Annotated in this window: 18 protein-coding genes; 4 read left to right on the top strand and 14 right to left on the bottom strand. The window is 54.6% G+C overall.

What is annotated here, in order from left to right:
• Nucleotides 1-27 precede the first annotated feature (27 nt).
• The 9 genes from nepI to rbsK all read right to left on the bottom strand — a co-directional run bounded on the left by nepI (nt 28) and on the right by rbsK (nt 10,432).
• The gene (nepI, locus tag HV314_RS00175) at nt 28-1,212 is read right to left on the bottom strand and encodes a purine ribonucleoside efflux pump NepI (RefSeq protein WP_181547030.1); all 1,185 of its coding nucleotides are present in this window, start codon (nt 1,210-1,212) and stop codon (nt 28-30) included.
• Nucleotides 1,213-1,380: 168 nt separating this feature from the next.
• Nucleotides 1,381-1,833 carry a DUF1198 family protein gene (locus tag HV314_RS00170; protein WP_016157801.1) on the bottom strand — a complete coding sequence of 151 codons (453 nt, stop codon included), beginning with the start codon at nt 1,831-1,833 and terminating at the stop codon, nt 1,381-1,383.
• A gap of 148 nt (nt 1,834-1,981) precedes the next feature.
• Nucleotides 1,982-3,373: a hexose-6-phosphate:phosphate antiporter gene (gene uhpT / locus HV314_RS00165; protein WP_003023929.1), complete on the bottom strand. Its 1,392-nt coding sequence runs from the start codon at nt 3,371-3,373 to the stop codon at nt 1,982-1,984.
• 142 nt (nt 3,374-3,515) lie between these two features.
• Entirely contained in the window at nt 3,516-4,844 is a 1,329-nt protein-coding gene (locus tag HV314_RS00160; protein WP_049042685.1) for an MFS transporter, read from the bottom strand.
• A 9-nt stretch (nt 4,845-4,853) separates the two neighbouring features.
• Complete coding sequence (uhpB, locus tag HV314_RS00155; RefSeq protein ID WP_016157802.1) at nt 4,854-6,356, bottom strand: signal transduction histidine-protein kinase/phosphatase UhpB; 1,503 nt, start codon at nt 6,354-6,356, stop codon at nt 4,854-4,856.
• Nucleotides 6,353-6,946 (bottom strand): transcriptional regulator UhpA, encoded by a 594-nt coding sequence (uhpA, locus tag HV314_RS00150; protein ID WP_016155044.1) that lies wholly within the window; start codon nt 6,944-6,946, stop codon nt 6,353-6,355. Before uhpA ends, uhpB begins: the two co-directional genes overlap by 4 nt.
• Before the next feature lie 196 nt (nt 6,947-7,142).
• Nucleotides 7,143-8,156: an aldose 1-epimerase family protein gene (locus HV314_RS00145; RefSeq protein WP_181547029.1), complete on the bottom strand. Its 1,014-nt coding sequence runs from the start codon at nt 8,154-8,156 to the stop codon at nt 7,143-7,145.
• Between the two features lie 11 nt (nt 8,157-8,167).
• Nucleotides 8,168-9,484: an L-fucose:H+ symporter permease gene (gene fucP / locus HV314_RS00140; RefSeq protein ID WP_003023919.1), complete on the bottom strand. Its 1,317-nt coding sequence runs from the start codon at nt 9,482-9,484 to the stop codon at nt 8,168-8,170.
• A 27-nt stretch (nt 9,485-9,511) separates the two neighbouring features.
• On the bottom strand, nt 9,512-10,432 hold the full coding sequence (gene rbsK / locus HV314_RS00135; RefSeq protein WP_181547027.1) for a ribokinase: 921 nt from the start codon (nt 10,430-10,432) through the stop codon (nt 9,512-9,514).
• Between the two features lie 325 nt (nt 10,433-10,757).
• Here rbsK and HV314_RS00130 point away from each other — a divergent pair, with 325 nt between their 5' ends.
• Nucleotides 10,758-11,543: a DeoR family transcriptional regulator gene (locus HV314_RS00130; protein WP_016157805.1), complete on the top strand. Its 786-nt coding sequence runs from the start codon at nt 10,758-10,760 to the stop codon at nt 11,541-11,543.
• A gap of 1 nt (nt 11,544) precedes the next feature.
• On the opposite strand, the gene ilvN is transcribed toward HV314_RS00130, so the two are convergent.
• From ilvN to ivbL, 3 genes are all read right to left on the bottom strand, one after another.
• Nucleotides 11,545-11,835, bottom strand: coding sequence for an acetolactate synthase small subunit (ilvN, locus tag HV314_RS00125; protein ID WP_003023914.1), 291 nt, complete (start codon nt 11,833-11,835; stop codon nt 11,545-11,547).
• Nucleotides 11,836-11,838: 3 nt separating this feature from the next.
• Nucleotides 11,839-13,527: an acetolactate synthase large subunit gene (gene ilvB / locus HV314_RS00120; RefSeq protein WP_181547025.1), complete on the bottom strand. Its 1,689-nt coding sequence runs from the start codon at nt 13,525-13,527 to the stop codon at nt 11,839-11,841.
• Nucleotides 13,528-13,634: 107 nt separating this feature from the next.
• Entirely contained in the window at nt 13,635-13,733 is a 99-nt protein-coding gene (ivbL, locus tag HV314_RS00115; RefSeq protein WP_003827118.1) for an ilvB operon leader peptide IvbL, read from the bottom strand.
• A gap of 522 nt (nt 13,734-14,255) precedes the next feature.
• Here ivbL and tisB point away from each other — a divergent pair.
• The 3 genes from tisB (at nt 14,256) to emrD (ending at nt 16,680) form a co-directional block, all read left to right on the top strand.
• The gene (gene tisB / locus HV314_RS00110; protein ID WP_003023909.1) at nt 14,256-14,345 is read left to right on the top strand and encodes a type I toxin-antitoxin system toxin TisB; all 90 of its coding nucleotides are present in this window, start codon (nt 14,256-14,258) and stop codon (nt 14,343-14,345) included.
• A gap of 123 nt (nt 14,346-14,468) precedes the next feature.
• Nucleotides 14,469-15,302 (top strand): DMT family transporter, encoded by an 834-nt coding sequence (locus HV314_RS00105; protein ID WP_016157806.1) that lies wholly within the window; start codon nt 14,469-14,471, stop codon nt 15,300-15,302.
• Nucleotides 15,303-15,495: 193 nt separating this feature from the next.
• Complete coding sequence (gene emrD / locus HV314_RS00100; RefSeq protein WP_181547022.1) at nt 15,496-16,680, top strand: multidrug efflux MFS transporter EmrD; 1,185 nt, start codon at nt 15,496-15,498, stop codon at nt 16,678-16,680.
• Here the strand turns inward: emrD and HV314_RS00095 are convergent.
• Both HV314_RS00095 and dsdC read right to left on the bottom strand, forming a co-directional pair.
• Complete coding sequence (locus HV314_RS00095; protein WP_047358470.1) at nt 16,607-17,689, bottom strand: cellulase family glycosylhydrolase; 1,083 nt, start codon at nt 17,687-17,689, stop codon at nt 16,607-16,609. The genes emrD and HV314_RS00095 overlap by 74 nt on opposite strands.
• A gap of 78 nt (nt 17,690-17,767) precedes the next feature.
• Nucleotides 17,768-18,694: a DNA-binding transcriptional regulator DsdC gene (gene dsdC / locus HV314_RS00090; RefSeq protein ID WP_016155054.1), complete on the bottom strand. Its 927-nt coding sequence runs from the start codon at nt 18,692-18,694 to the stop codon at nt 17,768-17,770.
• Nucleotides 18,695-18,828: the final 134 nt, after the last annotated feature.

The raw sequence follows: 18,828 nt of genomic DNA, 5'->3' as shown, positions 1-18,828 counted from the left end.
AAAGCTGCGCGCCATCAGGCAACAATCTCACTGTATTCTGACCTTCATCGTGACCAGAAGCGCCGTCAGCAGCATCAGGCTGCCGGAAAGCATCAGGGGTGAAAGCAGTCCGAGGTTATCGAGCGCATAGCCTCCCACCGCTGCCCCGCAGGTATTGGCAAGCTGGATCACGGCGACCTGGACGGATCCGGCTTTTTCTGCCTGATCGGCAAGCGATCGGGTGATCCACGTCGACCAGCCGACCGGAACCAACGCAAACGCCAGGCCCCAGATAATCGCAATACCTGCCGCCACAACTTTGTCGCTACCCCACAGGATCAGGACCAGCGCGCTAAGCGCCAGCACCAGCGGCGCACCGGCTAAGGCCAGTTTGACCGAGCGCTTCAGAACCACCGAGGAGAGCGATGTCCCGACAAAGCTGGCGATACCAAAACTCAGCAGCACCAACGTCAGGCCATCAACTTCAAAGCCTGCCAGATTCATATAGATCGGGCGAATATAGGTAAAGAAGGCGAACTGTCCGGCAAAGGACATAAAGATGGCAATCATCCCGGCCATCACCCCCGGGCGCTGCAGCAGGCTGAACATATTTTGTTTCTGATGCGAAGGTTCACCTGGCAACGACGGCAGCGCTCTCACCACCCAAATCGTGCACAGCACGCCCATTACCGCCGCCGCATTAAACACGTTGCGCCAGCCGATAATACCGCCCAAAAAACTCCCCAGCGGCGCAGCAATCACCAGCGCGACAGAGACCGCGCCAAAAATCACCGACAGCGCTTTCGGTACCGTACGGGCGGGAACCAGACGCATGGTCAGCGACGCCGACATCGCCCAGAATCCGCCAAGCGCCAGACCGAGACAGGCGCGGCCAATGAGCAGCAGTGAAAAAGAGTTGGCAAAGGAAACCAACAGGCAGGAGAGCGTCAGCAGCACCGAAAACACGATCACCACGTAGCGACGATCGGTCGCCTGGATAATTTGCGTCACAAACAGGCTGGCGAACATGGCAACAAATGCCGTCACAGTCACCGATTGTCCGGCAACACCTTCAGAAATCCCCAGATCCTGCGCCATCGGCGTTAACAGGCTAACGGGCAGAAACTCAACGGTTATCAGGCAGGCAACGCAGAACGCCACGGCGAATACCGCCGACCAGTTCGGTCGGGCATTTGCCTCAGCGCGGGATTTTTGTTCAACAGCTTCTCTCATTTTGTTACCTGCGTGGGGTTATTGCAGAAAAGTTACGCAGTGTAACACTAAATTTGTGACGCATTTAACGTTTTGGCAACTTTACCGCTGAATGTCGACGTGTCTTATTCGACCAGCGGCAGGGTCCCTTTGTCGGCCTGAGTCACGTAACGCCAACAGGCATGACTGTCAGTGCAGCCAGTGCACGCCATCTTCGGGCTGGAAAAAGGCGTTATAGCGCATCTGAAACGCATTAAACTCCTGCATATCCGGCTCTATTTCGCGCAGAAAACCGAGCGCCAGACGCACCTGTGCGTCAGTAATCGGCGTGGCCAATCGGGCTTTTTGCAGCCAACGGTGCCATTGCAGCAGATTCGACTCACTGCCGTCGACAATAACGATTTGCCAGATCAACAACACCTGGGCAGCATTTTGCAGATGCGATTCATCTGGGCGGTGGAGGTACTGTAAAAAGGCCTCACCCTGTACTTTTCCCATCTGATCGATCATCGACTCTACCGGCACAACATCAATATTCAGTCGCTCGCTCAGACGGCGAATTGCCCGTCGAGATCCGGACGTCAACACCCGAAAACCCACTACAAAAACAACGACCAATGTGGCCAGCATTATCCAAATCATGCGCACATCCATTACCAGACAGGATGCCCATCATAACGGCAAATTCCTCTCTGTCGACGACTGAACGTATCAACACGATTCAGGATGGATCCGCGACATAAAAAAGCCCGCCATCCAGGCGGGCAAAAGTTACCAATGCACACTTAACTTAAGCGACTTTCAATTGTTGAATTTTTTTCTCGCGGCGAATTTTACGTTCTTCAAACACGGCCACGATGGCCATCAGGCAGATACAACCGATGGCGGCGGTATCCAGCGCGGCGAACGTGCCCGCCCAGCCGGTCAGACCAAAGATCGGCGTGCCGTCGGCAATCATCCCCAGACCCAGCTTGGCGAAGCTGTCACCAATCAGGTATGCGAAGGTGCCTTTAATCCCATCGGCTGCGCCGATCGCTTTTTTCGGTACGAATCCGACGGCTGCAACGCCGATTAACAGCTGAGGGCCAAACACCAGGAAGCCCAGCGCAAACAGCGAAGCCAGATAGACATACTGGTTGCTGGCGTGCTGATAAACGCCCAGGGTCGCGATAATCAACGCCAGCGCCACGCAGGCTACCAGCGCACGACGACCGTTAGCCAGGTCAGAGAGCCAACCCCACAATAGCGTGCCGACCAACGCGCCCACTTCAAACAGGGTAAAGCCCTGAATCGCCACCTCTTTGGAGAGCTTCAGCTCCTGGAAAGCGTAGACAGTGGACCACTGGTCGATACCGATGCGCACCACGTACAGGAAAATGTTGGAGAAGCACAGCAGCCAGATCACTTTGTTTTTCAGCACGTACTCAACAAAGATCTGCCATTTGGTCATCTCATTTTCTTCAGTCTCTTTGTCCTCTTCGCTTATCTCCTCGCCGAACAGCTCTTCAGCTTTACCGAGGCCATAAGACTCCGGGGAGTCGCTGCCGTAGCGCAGGCCGATAAAGCCGACAATCAGGGCGATAATTGACGGGAAGATAAACATACCAATGACGTGACCGTCGAACAGATAGTTGGCGCCAAACAGCGCCACGCCAGCCGCACCCGCACCACCGAGGTTATGGGAGATATTCCACATACCGAGGTAAGAACCCCGCTTGCGACGCGGCGTCCATTTGGTGATGGTGGAATAGCTACACGAGCCACCGGTACTCTGGAAAAAACCGCTCAGCGCGTAGAAGGCGATCATCAGGAACAGGCTGGTTGAACCCGCCCCCATGCTGGCGCTGAAGCCGAGCATACAGATGGCGGAGAGGATCAGCATAAACGGCAGGAACTGCTTGGTATTTTTGCCGTCGGCATAGTAGGAAACCAGCGTTTTACCCACGCCGTAGGTGATGGAGAAGCCCAGGCCAATCATCCCCAGCTGCGTCATGCTCAGCCCGTAGGTGGAGATCATGTCGTTCTGCGCGATGTTGAAGTTTTTGCGGATCAGATACATGGTCAGGTAGCCAATAAAGACCACCAGATAGGACTGCATGAACGGTTTGAACCACATTTTACGCCGCACATCGAGCGGCAGATCCAGGGTCGGCTTGCGTACCTGGTTTAGAAAGGCCAGCATTTGACACTCCCGAGCTAATTTTTATACCTGCGAATGGCAGGCATTGTAAAAATCAGCCGGGAGACGCGCCTGAGACAGCGTCCAGGTGAAACCGGGAAAATTTCTTAGTTTTACCCTACTCGGGGCAAAAAGGTGAGGTGCATCACGCTTCGTTGAGTTCGCGTGGAGCCTGGGCGTTCAAAAACGGCAGCAGCAGCAGCGCGGATATCCCCGCCGCAATGGCGATCACCACAAAGAATCCGGTCCAGTGCCAGACCTCCATCACCTTCGCCAGCGGCCAGCCGGAAAGCGATGCCCCCAGATAGGCAAACAGCCCGACAAATCCGGTTGCCGCGCCCGCTGCCTCTTTGTGCGAGCACTCCGCCGCCGCCATGCCGATCAGCATTTGCGGGCCGAAGACGAAGAATCCGGTGGTGAAGAAGCACGCCGCCTGCATCACGTAACTGGCGAACGGCATCAGCCACAACGAGCCCACGGAGAGCAAAATTCCGGCAGCGAAAATCAGGTTCATTGGACCGCGGTTGCCGTTAAACAGTTTGTCCGAGCCCCAGCCTGCGACCAGCGCGCCGATAAATCCGCCCAATTCGAACATGGTCACGGCGGTATTGGCGGTCACCAGATCCACGCCGAGCGTCTCCGACATATACAGATTGCCCCAGTCGTTGATGGCGGCGCGGACGACGTACACCAGCACGTAACACAGCGACAGCAGCCAGATATAGGGATTCAGCAATACATAGCGGGTGAGGATCTCTTTACGGCTCAGCCCTGCGCCTTCCTGCTGCTGGGCGATTTCCAGCTCATCATGGCGCCAGTCGCCAATCGGCGGCAGACCAATCGCCTGCGGCCTGTCGCGCAGCCGCCAGCAGAGAAAAACCCCCACCACAATCGCCAGCAGCCCGGCGATCATCATCCCGGCACGCCAGCCGTAGTGCAGCGCCGTCGCCGCCATCACGATAGGGATCAGCGCCCCGCCAACATTGTGCGCAGTATTCCACAGCGCCCACCAGCCGCCGCGTTCGGTACGCGAATACCACGCGGTCAATAAACGCGCGCAGACCGGCGACCCCCAGCCCTGGAAAAAGGCGTTCAGCGCCCAGAGCACCGCAAAAGCCCAGAGCGAGGTGGAGAAGCCAAACAGAATGTTCACCACGCCGGTGGCGATAAGCCCAAACCCCATAAAATAACGGGCGTTGGAACGGTCACTGACGATACCGGAAACAAACTTCGACAGGCCGTAGGTGATGTAAAACAGCGTCGCCAGCAGACCAATGTCGCTGCGGGTCAGCACGCCGCTGGTGAGGATATCCGGTACGGCGGCGTTGAAGCTCTTGCGTGTGAAATAGAACAGCGCGTAGCCGAGCCAGATAGTGGTCAGAATATGCCGCCGCCAGTAGCGGTAGAGGGCATCCACTTCACGCTTATCGGTGATGAGCGGCGCGCTGACTGGGGCTTTTAAAAACGAAAACATGACCGCTCCTTACACATAACGCTGGGGTAACGACACGCTGACCCGCGTGCCGTGCGTACAGGAAATCGAGAGCGATCCCCCGAGGGCGGTAATACGTTCACGCATCCCGGTGAGGCCAAATCCCTGCTGATTCGACCCCGGCGGCAGGCCGCTGCCGTCGTCCTCAATCACCAGCATCAGCCGTTCATCCTGCTGCCAGCCCTGAAGCGTCACCGCGCTGGCGTTGGCGTGCTTAACGATGTTGTTCAGCCCTTCCTGACAGACGCGAAACAGCGTCACCCGCTGACTTTCGCTGAGTGCAGATTCGTCAATTCGCCAGTCAAGGTGGCTGACGATGCCACGGCTTTCCAGCTCCATTTCACGCATCAATGAGCGGATCGCTTGTTCCAGCGTGAGATCATCCAACTGGCGCGGACGCAGACGACCCAACAGACGACGCACCGAATCGTAAACGCCAAGAGAAAGTTGTTCGATATGCGCCCCGCTGCGCTTCACCCCTGCGTTTTCCGGCGCCAGCCGCTGGACAATGCCCGCCTGGGTGCGAATGGCGGTGATGGTCTGACCGATATCATCGTGCAGTTCGCGCGCCACATCCCGGCGCACGCTCTCTTCGGTCTCCAGCAGGCGTTCCGCCAGACGGTGGTTGCGCGCTAATTCGTTTTGCAGCGACTGGTTAAGCTCGCGCAGACGCTGGATCCCCGCGCCGAGCAGCAGCCCGGTCAGGCTTTGCACCAGCAGGGAGAGCAACAGGTCTACGGGATGATCGTGCCAGGTCTGGCTGGCAATCAGCGCAATGGCGTTCATTAACGTGGCAATCAGTGCCCCCTGCCAGCCGTAGTGCCAGGCGAGCGCAATGATCGGCAGTGCGAGGCAAAACGGCGTGAAGCGTGACAGTTCATCGGGCAGGCCAAGCTGCAACCACAGGCTGACGCTAAACAGCAGCAGATACCAGACCAGATGCCGCCCGCGCCAGTTCACCGGCTGAGACACCACCGCCGGGCCCAGCGGCAACCAGGTGGTGCTGGTAAGATAGTGCCAGAAAACCAGACAGATCGGAGCCAGCGTTAATCCACCAGTGAGCGTCAGCAGTAGGGCATTCCACGCCTCTTCGCCTTGCCCAAGCCAGGGCAGCGATTGCAGCAACGCCGCCGCCGTCAGCGCCGCGCCCTGTAACAGCAGCGTGCGCCAGTCGCGCTGATGGCGGTATCGCGAAATCAGCATCACCGGGAGTAACGTGAGGAAGCTTCCGATCATCAAAAGTGGCAAGTGAGCCAGCGCCACTTCCTGCGCCAGCCAGAAAAGAAGCAGCCATTCCGCACCCAGCAGCACCGGCCAGTAGCCGCGTGGACATTGCAGCATCAGCCCCAGACGCAGGCCAAACGGAAACAGCAGTACCGCCAGCTCCGGGCGCTCAACCAGGTGCAGGCTGATACTCCACAAGCAGAACCACGCGGCAGAGAAGATAAAGAAGCAGGCAACAACGGTGATTAACCGGGAACAGAGCGTGTTCATTGCCAGCCGTCAAACATCCGGCGGGCCAGTTCGACATCGTTGCTAACGCCCAGTTTTTCCATCAGGTTAGCGCGATGCACGTGCACCGTTTTCGGCGACAGGCCCAGTTCGGCGGCAATCTCTTTAACCGCCATGCCTTGCGCCAGTTTCTCCGCCACCTGACGTTCGCGTTTGGTCAGCGGATCCTGACGACCAGCCGCTAGTTTAACGGCGATATCCGGAGTCAAATAGCAGCCGCCGGTCGCCACGGTATGCACCGCCGCGATCAGCTCATCAGGACTACAGCGTTTAGAAAGGAAACCACGCGCACCCGCGTTGAGCGCCTGCTCCACCAGCGCCGGGCTGTCGTGGACGGAGAGCATGATAATCGCCATCCCTTTTGGCAACTGGCTTAACAGTTCAAGACCGGAGATATCAGGCATCGAGATATCACAGATACATACCTGCACGCCACGTCCCGGTAATCCCGCCAACGCCTCACTGCCTGAGCCGAACTCAGCCACAACCTGCAAATCAGGTTCCAGCCCCAGCAACTGGGCAAAGCCGGAGCGGACGATAGTGTGGTCGTCGATAAGGGCAACGGTGATCATGGGTTCTGTCCTGGGGGATAAAAAACGTGCTTACCTTAACGATATACACTTTATCCTTCAAGCAGCCTCTGCGTTGGCTTGGTCTGCTGACCCCAGTCACTGACTTAAGTAAGCTCCTGGGGATTATCAGACTTGCCGCCTTATGCAGCTTGAAGGATTTTGTGTTCCGACGCGCTGCTGTTTAAGCCTTGAGCGATCAGGCGATGCCAGTTGTGACGGTAAATGTGCGGGTGTGCTGCGGTTCTAGCTGAATCAACGTGCCTTTTCGCTGCGCCGCCAGGAAGCCTTCAGGGCGACAGGTCGCAGGTAGGGCGAAGGCTGCCACCTGTTGATCGCCGTTATAGAGGATCCAACGGGTGACATAATTCAGCTCCGCGCTGGAGAAACGCGTCACGAACGTGGTGCCATCAGGTGCGATCATGCGAAATTCAGGCTTATCCGTGTATCGGTCCAGTTGGTCAGCGAAGAAAACGATTTCCGGATCGTAAAAATCGGGCTCGTTGAGGCGCCCCAGCGAGGTCTCGCCCTGGATGATCCGCTGATTAAACGCCAGCCACTGCTCGGTAGGCTTAACATGCGCGGGTACCGACTCACGCAGCTTCATGGCTTCATCCGGGATATTCTGGCTGAAGGTCGCTTCCGGTACGTAGGCATAGTTCATATGGCACATATACTGTAAAGGCATTGCCACTGAGGCGAGGTTGGTGACCGCCATCTGGATATCAAACAGCGCACTCGCTTTACGCATAATCACTGCAGGATGCGCCTGATAATGATGACCGAACCCCATCACATACTCGTAGCGTCCGCTCACGCGCAAATTCTCTCCCTCCAGCTCCAGCCAGGCCTCATCCATCGCGGCACAGGCCATTTCGCCATGCAACGGGTGAGAATCTTCCGGCGAAGGGCAGCCATTAGCCAATATACCCGAGTGGAAAGCAAAGCAGCCGTATGTCGCTACCACTTCCGCAGCCGGTTTCGGCTGACTGAACATGTTGCGCATGGTCAGTTCATGCCCGTCAAACTGAGCATCCCAGATCATCTGCCCCATCCAGGGCAGAATAACCAGATGTCCACGACTGTTTTCTATCTTCAGCCCTTCCACACCGCTGGCGTAACGAAATGCGGTAACCGTGAAGTTGCTATTCTTCAGTAAGATTCGCGGATGCTCTGCAAAGAGTTCCCGCCACAGCGTGATACGTGTTGTCATGATCGCTCTCCTCAGGAAACAGTCGCTTCAGCCAGGTTATTGCGCACTTTGCTTTCACGCCAGAAGTAGATACCGACGTACACGAAGCACAACATGGAGACCAGGAACGAGAGTTGTAGCGAGTGGAACATATCGGCCACATAGCCCTGAATTGCCGGAACCACCGCTGCACCAACAATGGCCATGACAATAACCGCTCCCGCCATTTCAGTATGTTCGTTATCCACGGTATCCAGCGTACCGGCATAGATTGTCGCCCAGCAGGGTCCAAACAGGACGCTCACCAGTACGGCAACGTACACGGCGCTGAAGCTTGGCGCCAGCGCAACATAGACCAGAAACAGTGCGCCAATGATGGAGTAGAGGATCAGCACTTTTTCCGGATTGAAGCGTGTCATCAAGATGTTGGCGATAAACTTGCCGATAAAGAAGCAGGCAAAGCTATAGACCATGAAGGTTGAGGCGTCGCGCTCGTTGATATCACCCAATTCCAGCGCCAGACGGATGGTAAATGACCACACCGCGACCTGCATCCCCACGTACAGGAACTGCGCCACAATCCCACGGCGGAAACGGGCATTGCTGGCCAGATAACGCAGCGTATCCATCGCTGACGGACGTTTATGACTCGCCGTTTGCGCGACTTTACAGGTCGGGAAGCGGGTCAGCAGGAACAACACCATCACCACAACCAGCACCATAATCATGTACTTGTAAGGCTCAAGGGTATTTTCCAGCATCAACACTTTAAAGTTGTGGATCTGCTCCGCGTTCATCCCAGCCATCTGTTTTTCCAGACTCTCGCCTTCAGAGAAGACCAGATATTTACCCAGCAGAATACCGGCGGCTGCGCCAATGGGGTAAAAGGTCTGGCTGATGTTCAGGCGCAGGGTGGCATACGCTTTTGGGCCAATCATGGAGCTGTAGGTGTTGGCTGCAGTTTCCAGGAAGCTCAGGCCAATCGCAATCGCAAAAATTGCCGCGAGGAACATGGTGTAGGTGGCCATGTGCGATGCCGGGAAAAAGAGCGTACAGCCAACAATATAAAGGGTCAGTCCCATTAAGATGGCGATTTTATAACTGGTCTTTTTAATCACCAAAGATGCAGGAATCGCAATTAAAAAATAACCGCCATAAAAGGCACTCTGAACTAATGCCGAAGCAAAGTTGCTGAGTGAAAATACGCTTTTGAATTGCGTAATCAGAATATCATTTAATGCGGCTGCGCATCCCCATAAAGGGAATAAACAGGATAACAAAATAAACTGGAACAGAGGCGTCTTATTCAGATAGCCGTCGGGCATCTGAATGATGTTTTTATCGTTCATAGTGCTACCTTTTACAATGCAGGAGTATTATTCGTTTAAGGTAAGAAACTCATTAAATTGTTCGATACTTGGATAAGATGATTGAGTGCCTTTCCCGGTAACGCTGAATGCAGCGAAGAGAGCGGCTTTTTTCATGGCGGCTTCGACATCACCGCTTTGAACGTAATAGTGGGCAAAACAACCGATGAAAGCGTCACCTGCGCCACTGGTATCGACAGCGTTCACTTTAAACGCCGGGACATGGACTTCCTGGTCACGCGTCATCCACAGAGCACCTTTCTCCCCCATGGTGACGATAATATTGTTCAGACCTTTATCGACCAAAGAACGTGCCGCGGCGCGAATATGGTCATAGGTATCCACCGGCATACCGGTTAATATTTCGAGCTCGGTTTCATTTGGCACGAAGAAATCGCATTTACAGGCATAAGACATATCTAATTCCCGTAATGCAGGGGCGGGATTTAATAACACTTCAATACCGTTTTTTTTACCGAATTCAATCGCGTGATAAACCGTTTCCAACTGTACTTCCAGCTGCAGGACAATAAGTTGACACTTTTTCAGATCTTCCGCCGCGCGATCGATATCTTCCGGGGAGAGAAACTTGTTGGCACCTTTAATAATCAGAATGCTGTTGCTGGAGTTTGCATTAACAAAGATCGGTGCAACGCCGCTGCTGGTGCAGGGTACCTTTTCGACATAGGTTGTATTAATCCCCCAGGATTCGAGATTACGAATGGTGTTATCCGCAAAAATATCATCACCGACTTTCGTCAGCATCAGCACTTTGGAATTGAGCTTAGCAGCCGCAACGGCCTGATTTGCCCCTTTACCGCCACAACCAATTTTAAAGGCGGGTGCTTCCAGTGTTTCCCCTTCTTTGGGCATCTGGTTGATGTAGGTGATGAGATCCACCATGTTGGAGCCAATAACCGCGATATCCATTTTACTACCTCTCAGAAACAATCACACAACAATGATATTAAAATAACATTATCATGTTACTTCCGTATCATTTGTGACTAGGATCGCGATTGGAGGATCATTTTATTGTTTATTTATTATGCTAAATGTTGCATCTCTATCACACTCAAAATGATTAAATTGCTTACAATTGACTGAAAACTCGCTGCTTATAATCAATAAAACGTGTAAAAACACGCTTTTATTTCCCAATGGTCAGACGTATAGTAATGCAGCAATATCATGTCCCCAGAAACACATAAATGTTACTGAAGGAACATGAAAACATGATTCGTGGAGAGTGTGCATGGAAACCAAGCAAAAAGAACGTATTCGACGTCTGATGGAATTGTTGAAGAAGACCGACAGAATCCATCTGAAAGAGGCGGCGCGCATGCTGGAGGTTTCCGTGATGACCATCCGTCGGGATCTCAGCCAGGATGACGAACCATTGCCGCTTACGCTACTCGGTGGTTACATCGTGATGGTGAACAAGCCCGCCACCCTCGTTAACGCTCCGCTCCCCGTGCAAAAGCAGTATCATCGCGACGATTTACCGGTTGCCATTCTGGCCGCGGGACTGGTCAGTGAAAACGATCTGGTCTTTTTTGATAATGGTGCGGAAATGCCATTAGTCGTCAGCATGATCCCGGACGATATTACCTTTACCGGAATTTGCTACTCACACCGGGTATTCGTGGCGCTAAATGAAAAACCCAACGCCACGGTGATTCTTTGCGGGGGCACCTATCGGGCGAAAAGTGATGCCTTTTACGACACCAGCAATCCCTCTCCGCTGGATGCGCTCAACCCACGAAAAGTGTTTATCTCTGCCAGCGGAGTCCATGAGCATTTCGGCGTTAGCTGGTTCAATCCGGACGATCTGGCCACCAAACGCAAAGCGATGGAACGCGGATTGCGCAAAATTCTGCTAACCCGCCACGCCCTGTTTGATGAGGTTGCTCCCGCCAGCATTGGTCCGCTTTCCACTTTTGACGTACTGATAAGCGATCGCCCGTTGCCGGCAGATTACGCAACCCACTGCCGGAACGGCTCTGTCAAAGTCATCACCCCGGATTCAGACGGCGACTAACTCACTCAAAGAAAACCGTGATTTTGTTAAACATCGACGGGTCGGACTGGTTGCGGGCCACTTTCACCACATCTTCCAGCTTGTCGATCTGGCTTATCATCTGCTCAAGACGTTGATCGTCATTGACCAGTAGCCAGATGCGGCTCTTGTCGCTGTCCTGAATCGGTAGACAGAGAATGCCTTCCACGTTGAACGCGCGGCGGGCAAACAGCCCGCAGACGTGGGTCATTACGCCCGGATGGTTGCGTACGGTGAGTTCCAGGATTACGTTGTCATGAGTCTGCTGTTGCATGGCTTATTCCCCCACCATTTCTGTGTTTGCCGCACCCGGCGGCACCATCGGGTACACTTTTTCTTCGGCATCGATGCGCACGTGGATCAGCGCAGGTCCAGGGCGATTAATAATCTCCTGCAACGCTGCCTGTGGATCCGCTTCGTTATTCAAATCGCAGGTTTCGAGGCCAAACCCGGCGGCTATCTGCATAAAGTTAATCATCCCCGGATATGTCGCCGCAAAAACGCCCTGCTTATAGAACAAACTCTGCTGCTGATACACCAGACCCAACGCTTCGTTATTCATCAGGATGATTTTAATATCCAGCTGATTTTCGCTGGCCGTCGCCATTTCCTGAATATTCATCATCAGGCTACCGTCGCCGGAGAAGCACAGCACCTTTTTGTCCGGGTTGGCCAGCGCTGCGCCAATTGCCGCCGGCAGGCCAAAGCCCATGGTTCCCAGACCGCCGGAGGTCAGCCACTGACGCGGACGGTTCAGCGGGTAAGCCTGTGCGGCCCACATCTGATGCTGGCCTACGTCGGTGGTGATAATGGCATTGTCATCCACGCAGGCCGCTACGGCGTTGATCAGCCCATAGTGGCTGAGCGGGTCGCTTTCCTGCGGAATGCTGCAGGGGAATTCGCGTTGTAAATCGGCCACCATTTGATGCCACGACTCTCGCGGCTGCGCGTCAATTAATGGGATCAGTTGCGCCAGAACCTCATCGACATCCGCCTGAATCGCCACATGCGGCTGTTTGATTTTACCCAGCTCCGCGCGGTCGATGTCCACATGGATGATTTTGGCGTTCGGACAGAACTGCTCGGTTTTACCAATCGCCCGGTCATCAAAACGTGCGCCCAGAACAATCAATAAGTCCGCTTCTTGCAGAATAAAGTTAGTGCTGCGCGCGCCGTGCATACCTAACATGCCTAACGACAGCGGATGCGCTTTCGGCAGCATACCGAGCGCCATTAAGGTCATGGTGGTGGGCAGCATGGCTTTTTCTGCCAGTTCACGAACCCGCTCAGGCGCGTTAATCACGCCGCCGCCGAGATACAGCACCGGACGCTGTGCGGCGTTAATCATGGCTGCGGCATCGCGAATGCTGTCCTGGCTGAACGCCGGTGCCGCCATTTTCTGCGCGGGCTCCGGCATCTCTTCAATTTCAAAAACGGCGGTTTGAATATCCTTAGGAATGTCTATCCACACCGGTCCCGGACGGCCGGACTGCGCAATGCGGAACGCATCGCTCATGACCTGAGGTAATTCACTGATATGGCGGACCAGATAGTTGTGCTTGGTGATGGGGATAGAGATGCCGTAGGTATCGACTTCCTGAAAGGCGTCGGTCCCGATCATTGAGGCCGGAACCTGCCCGGTGATACACACCAGCGGGATGGAATCCAGCCGCGCGTCGGCAATGGCGGTCACCAGGTTGGTCGCGCCCGGTCCGCTGCAGGCCATACAGACGGCGGGTTTACCATCGGTTCTCGCCATCCCCTGCGCGATAAACCCCGCGCCCTGCTCGTGGCGCGCCAGGATATGACGGATTTGCGTGCTTTGGCTCAAGGCGTCATAGACGGGAAGAATCGATCCGCCAGGAATACCGGTGACCACCTGAATCCCCTGGCGTTCCATGAAATGAACGATGAATTCTGCGCCCGTAAAACGCGTACGCTTGGATGTTATGCCCGAACTTGCCATGCTCCAGTCCTTTTATTCTGGGCCTTTGCTTCGGGCAGGTCTCTTAAACGAAAAACCCCGCCCGGTTTGCGCCGGCGGGGTTTTGGAATCGTGTGTTGATCCGGACCCTACGGCGCATTGCCGACGACCACCACCACACGCACGACGACCGCTGCGCGAGATGGCGCAGTTTTTAGTAGGGTCGCAGTCAGCATGGAAGGGTTCATTAGGGACCTGTCTGTTTGTTGATTAACTGGATTTATACAAACACAGGTTTTTCAGCGTGACAATGGAAAATTTTTCATCTGCATAAAAATGCGTCAACGATCACATTTCGCTGTGCAGAGTCGGAAAACAAAAAACCCCGCCGGAGCGAGGTTTTTTTCAGCGCTGTGCGGTTGGTAGCCGCCGAACACACTGTGTTATGTCAACGGAAAAAGTATACGCGTTCTGCGAAGAACACGCAATTTCGGCACGAATTTTGATGGTTTTGAGTATGGAACATGAATGGCACAATGTCCATAAAATACTGTTAATTTATACAGTATTTATCTATAATGTCTCGGTACGCAATGTGTTATGCGGGGGCCGCATCGTAAACCGGCGCATCAAAGTCCTGGCTGAAACGGGTGGTGCCGTCAGCGCCTTAACCCCCGTGTGAGCACACTGTGTTATGTCAACAAAGGTGCTGGCAACAGGCAGCGGCGAGGTACGTCAGCACCGTGCTCCTTGTACCAAAAGGAGAGCGTATGAGCCTCGTGGATATCGCTATTCTTATCCTCAAACTCATTGTTGCAGCACTGCAACTACTTGATGCCGTTCTGAAATACGTTAAGTAATTCGGATTCAAGTCGCACCTAAGGGGAGCGGGTAACACTCCGCTCCCCTTTCACCTTCTCCCTGGTGCTTGTCTCGCGCCAATATGTTACGTTTTTATGACATTCTCAGGGAAGAACGCCACCATGACGCTTTCTGTTTTCTGCATTTTGCTGTTTGCCGCGCTGCTGCATGCCAGTTGGAATGCCATTGTTAAAGCTGGAAACGATAAACTGTACTCGGCGATTGGCGTCAGCGGCTCCGCGGCGATTATGGCATTGATCTGCTTACCCTTCGCGCCTCAGCCTTCAGCCGCCAGCCTGCCGTTTTTGGCCGTCTCAACCGCGTTGCAAGTGGTGTATACGGTCCTGGTCGCCAAAACCTATCAGGTTTCGGATATGAGCCAGACCTATCCTCTGATGCGTGGGACAGCACCGCTGCTGGTTGCGATTATCAGCGTCTTGTTCCTTGGCGATAGCCTGTCTGTGTTTGCCTGGGTGGGGATTGCTACGATCTGTCTGGCCATTCTCGGCATGGCATTTAACGGACGCAGCAGCTCACAACGCGGGATCGTACTGGCGCTCATTAACGCCTGCTTTATCGCCGGTTACACGCTGGTTGATGGCACCGGCGTACGCTTATCAGAAACCGCGCTCGGTTATACGCTGTGGACCTTCTTTCTGAACGGTTCCTGTCTGCTGGGCTGGGCGATGATCGCCCGGCGCCGGGAAGCATCGCGCTATCTGGTACAACAGTGGAAGAAAGGTATTCTGGGCGGGATTGGTACGATGGGTTCTTACGGTCTGGCGCTGTGGGCCATGACCCAGGCTCCGTTGGCGGTGGTCGCAGCGCTGCGTGAAACCTCCATTCTGTTTGGCGCTCTGCTCGCCTGGCTACTGCTGAAAGAAAAGGTTGCCGGAATACGCCTTGTCGCGGCCGCCGGCATTGCCGTAGGCGCTGTCTTACTCCGCTTGTCATGATCGCGCCGTAAACCCGATTCAATCCGGCAACATTTGTTGCCGCTTTTTGTTTACATTTCCTGCCGTTCATCGCGTAAACATTCCAGCCCACTATCTGGCCTTCTTTTTCTGTTGTGGTAGATTCCACGCGCATTTACGGGAAAGTACAGCACCTTATTCTTCTTTTTTCTCTTTTTTAAAAGTAATCAGCGAAATGAAAAGGCATAGAAGCGTCAATTTGTTGTTGATGTTGGTATTACTGGTGGCGGTAGGTCAGATGGCGCAAACCATTTATATCCCCGCGATTGCTGATATGGCGCGTGAACTGAACGTTCGCGAAGGAGCGGTGCAAAGCGTGATGGCCGCCTACCTGCTGACCTACGGCCTGTCACAACTGTTTTACGGCCCACTTTCCGATCGCGTTGGCCGCCGTCCGGTGATCCTCGCCGGAATGTCTATTTTTATGCTGGCCACGCTGGTCGCGATTACCACTCACAGCCTGACGGTACTGATTATCGCCAGTGCAATCCAGGGCATGGGCACAGGCGTCGGCGGTGTAATGGCGCGAACCTTACCGCGCGATCTGTACGAAGGCACGCAGCTGCGCCACGCGAATAGTTTGTTAAACATGGGGATTCTGGTGAGTCCGCTGCTGGCCCCGCTGATTGGCGGCATGCTGGATACCTTGTGGAACTGGCGCGCCTGTTACATTTTCCTGCTGGTTCTGTGCGCGGGCGTCACGTTTAGCATGGCGCGCTGGATGCCGGAAACGCGTCCTGCGGGCGCACCGCGTCCACGCCTTATCGCCAGCTATAAAACGCTGTTTGGTAACAGTTCTTTCACCTGTTACGTGCTGATGCTGATCGGCGGCCTGGCGGGCGTTGCAGTCTTCGAGGCCTGCTCCGGGGTATTGTTGGGCGCAAGGCTCGGTTTAAGCAGCATGGTGGTCAGTATCCTGTTTATTCTGCCCATCCCGGCGGCATTTTTCGGCGCCTGGTTCGCCGGTCGCCCGAATAAGCGTTTCTCGACGCTGATGTGGCAGTCGGTTATCTGCTGTCTGGTAGCCGGTTTAATTATGTGGATTCCGGGCCTGTTTGACGTGATGAACGTCTGGACGCTGCTGATTCCCGCCGCACTATTTTTCTTCGGTGCCGGGATGCTGTTTCCGCTGGCAACCAGTGGCGCAATGGAGCCTTTCCCATTCCTGGCAGGCACTGCCGGTGCGCTGGTTGGGGGATTACAGAATATTGGTTCCGGCGTGCTGGCGTGGTTCTCTGCAATGCTGCCGCAGACCGGGCAAGCCAGTCTGGGCCTGCTGATGACCCTTATGGGACTGTTGATTTTTGTTTGCTGGCTTCCGCTGGCGTCACGCGTGTCGCATCAGGGGCAGGCGGTTTAAGCGTATGATGGCCCGGCTTATCGCCGGGCTTTTCGCATTCAGGCGCGATCATCGTCGTCAGTAACGGCTCCAGCGCCGGACGCCAGGCGCCTTCCTCGCCATCATAAAACTGCGTATCCGCATTGATAGCATAGGGAATTTTCGCTTTTTTCAGTTCGCACGCCATAAATCGGGCAAACGCCATTTGCGAGGCAGAAGGCGCGTTCCTGATGGTTTCTCCTGGCGACCAGCCTCCCACCCAACTGACATGACCCGTTTTCTGCTGCCAGTGAATGGCGGTATTGATACGGGCGCGAATAGCGGCCTTTTCTGCCGCTGTGCCTGAGGTCCACGGATATTTACCATTATTTTTCAGCGGCCCCCACGGAAAAATATGCCATTGAGCCAGCACGGTATTCTGACTTTGCGGCGGCAGTTTCAGGTCAGGCAAATCTTCCGGCGCGGCGCGTAGTCGCGGCGCGATAAAAATCATCCGCTGCGGGTCGATGGCATGGACAGTACGAATGGTTTTGTCATACACCCGATTGAGCGACACCTGATTATGGTTGAGCTTATCAGAGGGTTCGTATATCAGGTCGAAACCCAGCAACGGCGAGCTTTGACCAAAGTAATGCGCCACCGCCACCCACCAGTTAACCACCTCTTTTTCGTTACCGGTACTGGGATCTTTTTTATATTCGTCAGCCTGATAGGCAATTATCGGGATCACGCCATACTGCTCGCAGGCTTCCACCAGCTTGCGCAGATGAATAAGCCGCGCCTCCGTAGGCTCTCCCGCCACGCGAATGCGCACGTGGGTTAACCCTTTCGCCCTGTAATCCCGCACCACCAGCGGATCGAATTCACGGATACCCCGATCGGTGCGCGCCCAGTCTACGTCCATCCCAACGCCAAGCTGCTGCGCATACTGCGCCGCGGTCAGCACAGGTTGCGCGGCACACACGGTGGCGCTGGCTAACAGTAAAAGGGAAACAATCGGCTTTAACACGGTCGTCCTTACGCAAATCATCAGGAGTGATATCACGTATTTAGCATGCTTTTTCACTTTGCGTGTAGCGAGAAAGCGTAAAAAATATTCGCGGCCCGCTTATTTAACCTGTTCCTGAAGCCAGCGAATAAACGCCTCGATTTTCGGCCACTGTCTGCCAGGCAGGGTGGTGATGTAGTAGTGCTGATGGCATTTCAGCGCCATATCGCCAAAAGGCGCAACCAGCTCTCCGCTGTCGAGGCGTTTTTGCACCAGCCGCTTTCGGCCCATCGCTACGCCGATATGATTCATCGCCGCAATTACCGCCAAATCAGAACGATCGAAACCAATTCCCGACGATGTCGGCAGATTCACCGAAAAATGCTGCGCCCAACTGTGCCATTCATCGGTCCCGGAGTCGTTACTCCACGCCTGTCTGTCATGCAGCAACGTACAGTGCGGTAAATTCACCAGCGAACCGGTAAGGTCATGGCGGCGAGCGTAGTCCGGGCTGCATACCGGCAGGATCTCTTCATCCATCAGGAAGTGGTGCGTGAGCTGCGCGGAGGGCGCGTCGTCAAAATAGATGGCCAGATCGACCCCGGCACGCTGCAGATTGACGTTGTCGTTCCCGGTCAGCATGGTCAGCGAAATCGATGGATAGCGACGGGTAAAGTCGCCGAGCGCCGGAACCAGCCAGCACTGAGCGATAGAAGGCCGTGAGTAGACGGTGAGCGTCCCGGACAACTCCTGATTTTTAATATCAAGGATTTCCTGATTCAGCGTATCCAGCGATGATTTCAGCGCCCAGAACACCCGCTTGCCTTCGTGGGTGAGTTCCACTTTACGATGCGAACGAACAAACAGCTGAATACCCAGCTCATCTTCCAGCTGATTAATGCGATGGCTGACAGCGCTGGGGCTTAATGACAGCTCATCTGCCGCCAGCGCAAACGACTGATGTCGGGCCGCCACTTCAAAGGTATACAGCTTTGACAACTGCCAGCCGTTGAGCAGCCGATTTCTGACCTCGCGTAAGGGATCCATGTTCACCTCCTGTCCTCCTGATTCATTCGCCGGAGTGTAAAAAAGTTCGCTGCAAAAATCAGCACAAAGATGAATCAAGGTGAACCATATCGCATAAACAAAGCGTAATTAGACGTAAATCACCTACTTGATGC

It is taken from the genome of Citrobacter sp. RHBSTW-00887 (genome assembly GCF_013728095.1).
Lineage (GTDB): Bacteria > Pseudomonadota > Gammaproteobacteria > Enterobacterales > Enterobacteriaceae > Citrobacter > Citrobacter braakii.
The sequence above is the reverse complement of the archived record's forward strand: the minus strand, read 5'-3'. Positions and strand labels throughout refer to the sequence as shown.

What these genes read in the sequence shown, in the direction of transcription:
- nepI (WP_181547030.1), bottom strand. Translation starts at nt 1,212, where the DNA reads ATGAGAGAAGCTGTTGAACAAAAATCCCGCGCTGAGGCAAATGCCCGA.
- HV314_RS00170 (WP_016157801.1), bottom strand. Translation starts at nt 1,833, where the DNA reads ATGATTTGGATAATGCTGGCCACATTGGTCGTTGTTTTTGTAGTGGGT.
- uhpT (WP_003023929.1), bottom strand. Translation starts at nt 3,373, where the DNA reads ATGCTGGCCTTTCTAAACCAGGTACGCAAGCCGACCCTGGATCTGCCG.
- HV314_RS00160 (WP_049042685.1), bottom strand. Translation starts at nt 4,844, where the DNA reads ATGTTTTCGTTTTTAAAAGCCCCAGTCAGCGCGCCGCTCATCACCGAT.
- uhpB (WP_016157802.1), bottom strand. Translation starts at nt 6,356, where the DNA reads ATGAACACGCTCTGTTCCCGGTTAATCACCGTTGTTGCCTGCTTCTTT.
- uhpA (WP_016155044.1), bottom strand. Translation starts at nt 6,946, where the DNA reads ATGATCACCGTTGCCCTTATCGACGACCACACTATCGTCCGCTCCGGC.
- HV314_RS00145 (WP_181547029.1), bottom strand. Translation starts at nt 8,156, where the DNA reads ATGACAACACGTATCACGCTGTGGCGGGAACTCTTTGCAGAGCATCCG.
- fucP (WP_003023919.1), bottom strand. Translation starts at nt 9,484, where the DNA reads ATGAACGATAAAAACATCATTCAGATGCCCGACGGCTATCTGAATAAG.
- rbsK (WP_181547027.1), bottom strand. Translation starts at nt 10,432, where the DNA reads ATGGATATCGCGGTTATTGGCTCCAACATGGTGGATCTCATCACCTAC.
- HV314_RS00130 (WP_016157805.1), top strand. Translation starts at nt 10,758, where the DNA reads ATGGAAACCAAGCAAAAAGAACGTATTCGACGTCTGATGGAATTGTTG.
- ilvN (WP_003023914.1), bottom strand. Translation starts at nt 11,835, where the DNA reads ATGCAACAGCAGACTCATGACAACGTAATCCTGGAACTCACCGTACGC.
- ilvB (WP_181547025.1), bottom strand. Translation starts at nt 13,527, where the DNA reads ATGGCAAGTTCGGGCATAACATCCAAGCGTACGCGTTTTACGGGCGCA.
- ivbL (WP_003827118.1), bottom strand. Translation starts at nt 13,733, where the DNA reads ATGAACCCTTCCATGCTGACTGCGACCCTACTAAAAACTGCGCCATCT.
- tisB (WP_003023909.1), top strand. Translation starts at nt 14,256, where the DNA reads ATGAGCCTCGTGGATATCGCTATTCTTATCCTCAAACTCATTGTTGCA.
- HV314_RS00105 (WP_016157806.1), top strand. Translation starts at nt 14,469, where the DNA reads ATGACGCTTTCTGTTTTCTGCATTTTGCTGTTTGCCGCGCTGCTGCAT.
- emrD (WP_181547022.1), top strand. Translation starts at nt 15,496, where the DNA reads ATGAAAAGGCATAGAAGCGTCAATTTGTTGTTGATGTTGGTATTACTG.
- HV314_RS00095 (WP_047358470.1), bottom strand. Translation starts at nt 17,689, where the DNA reads ATGATTTGCGTAAGGACGACCGTGTTAAAGCCGATTGTTTCCCTTTTA.
- dsdC (WP_016155054.1), bottom strand. Translation starts at nt 18,694, where the DNA reads ATGGATCCCTTACGCGAGGTCAGAAATCGGCTGCTCAACGGCTGGCAG.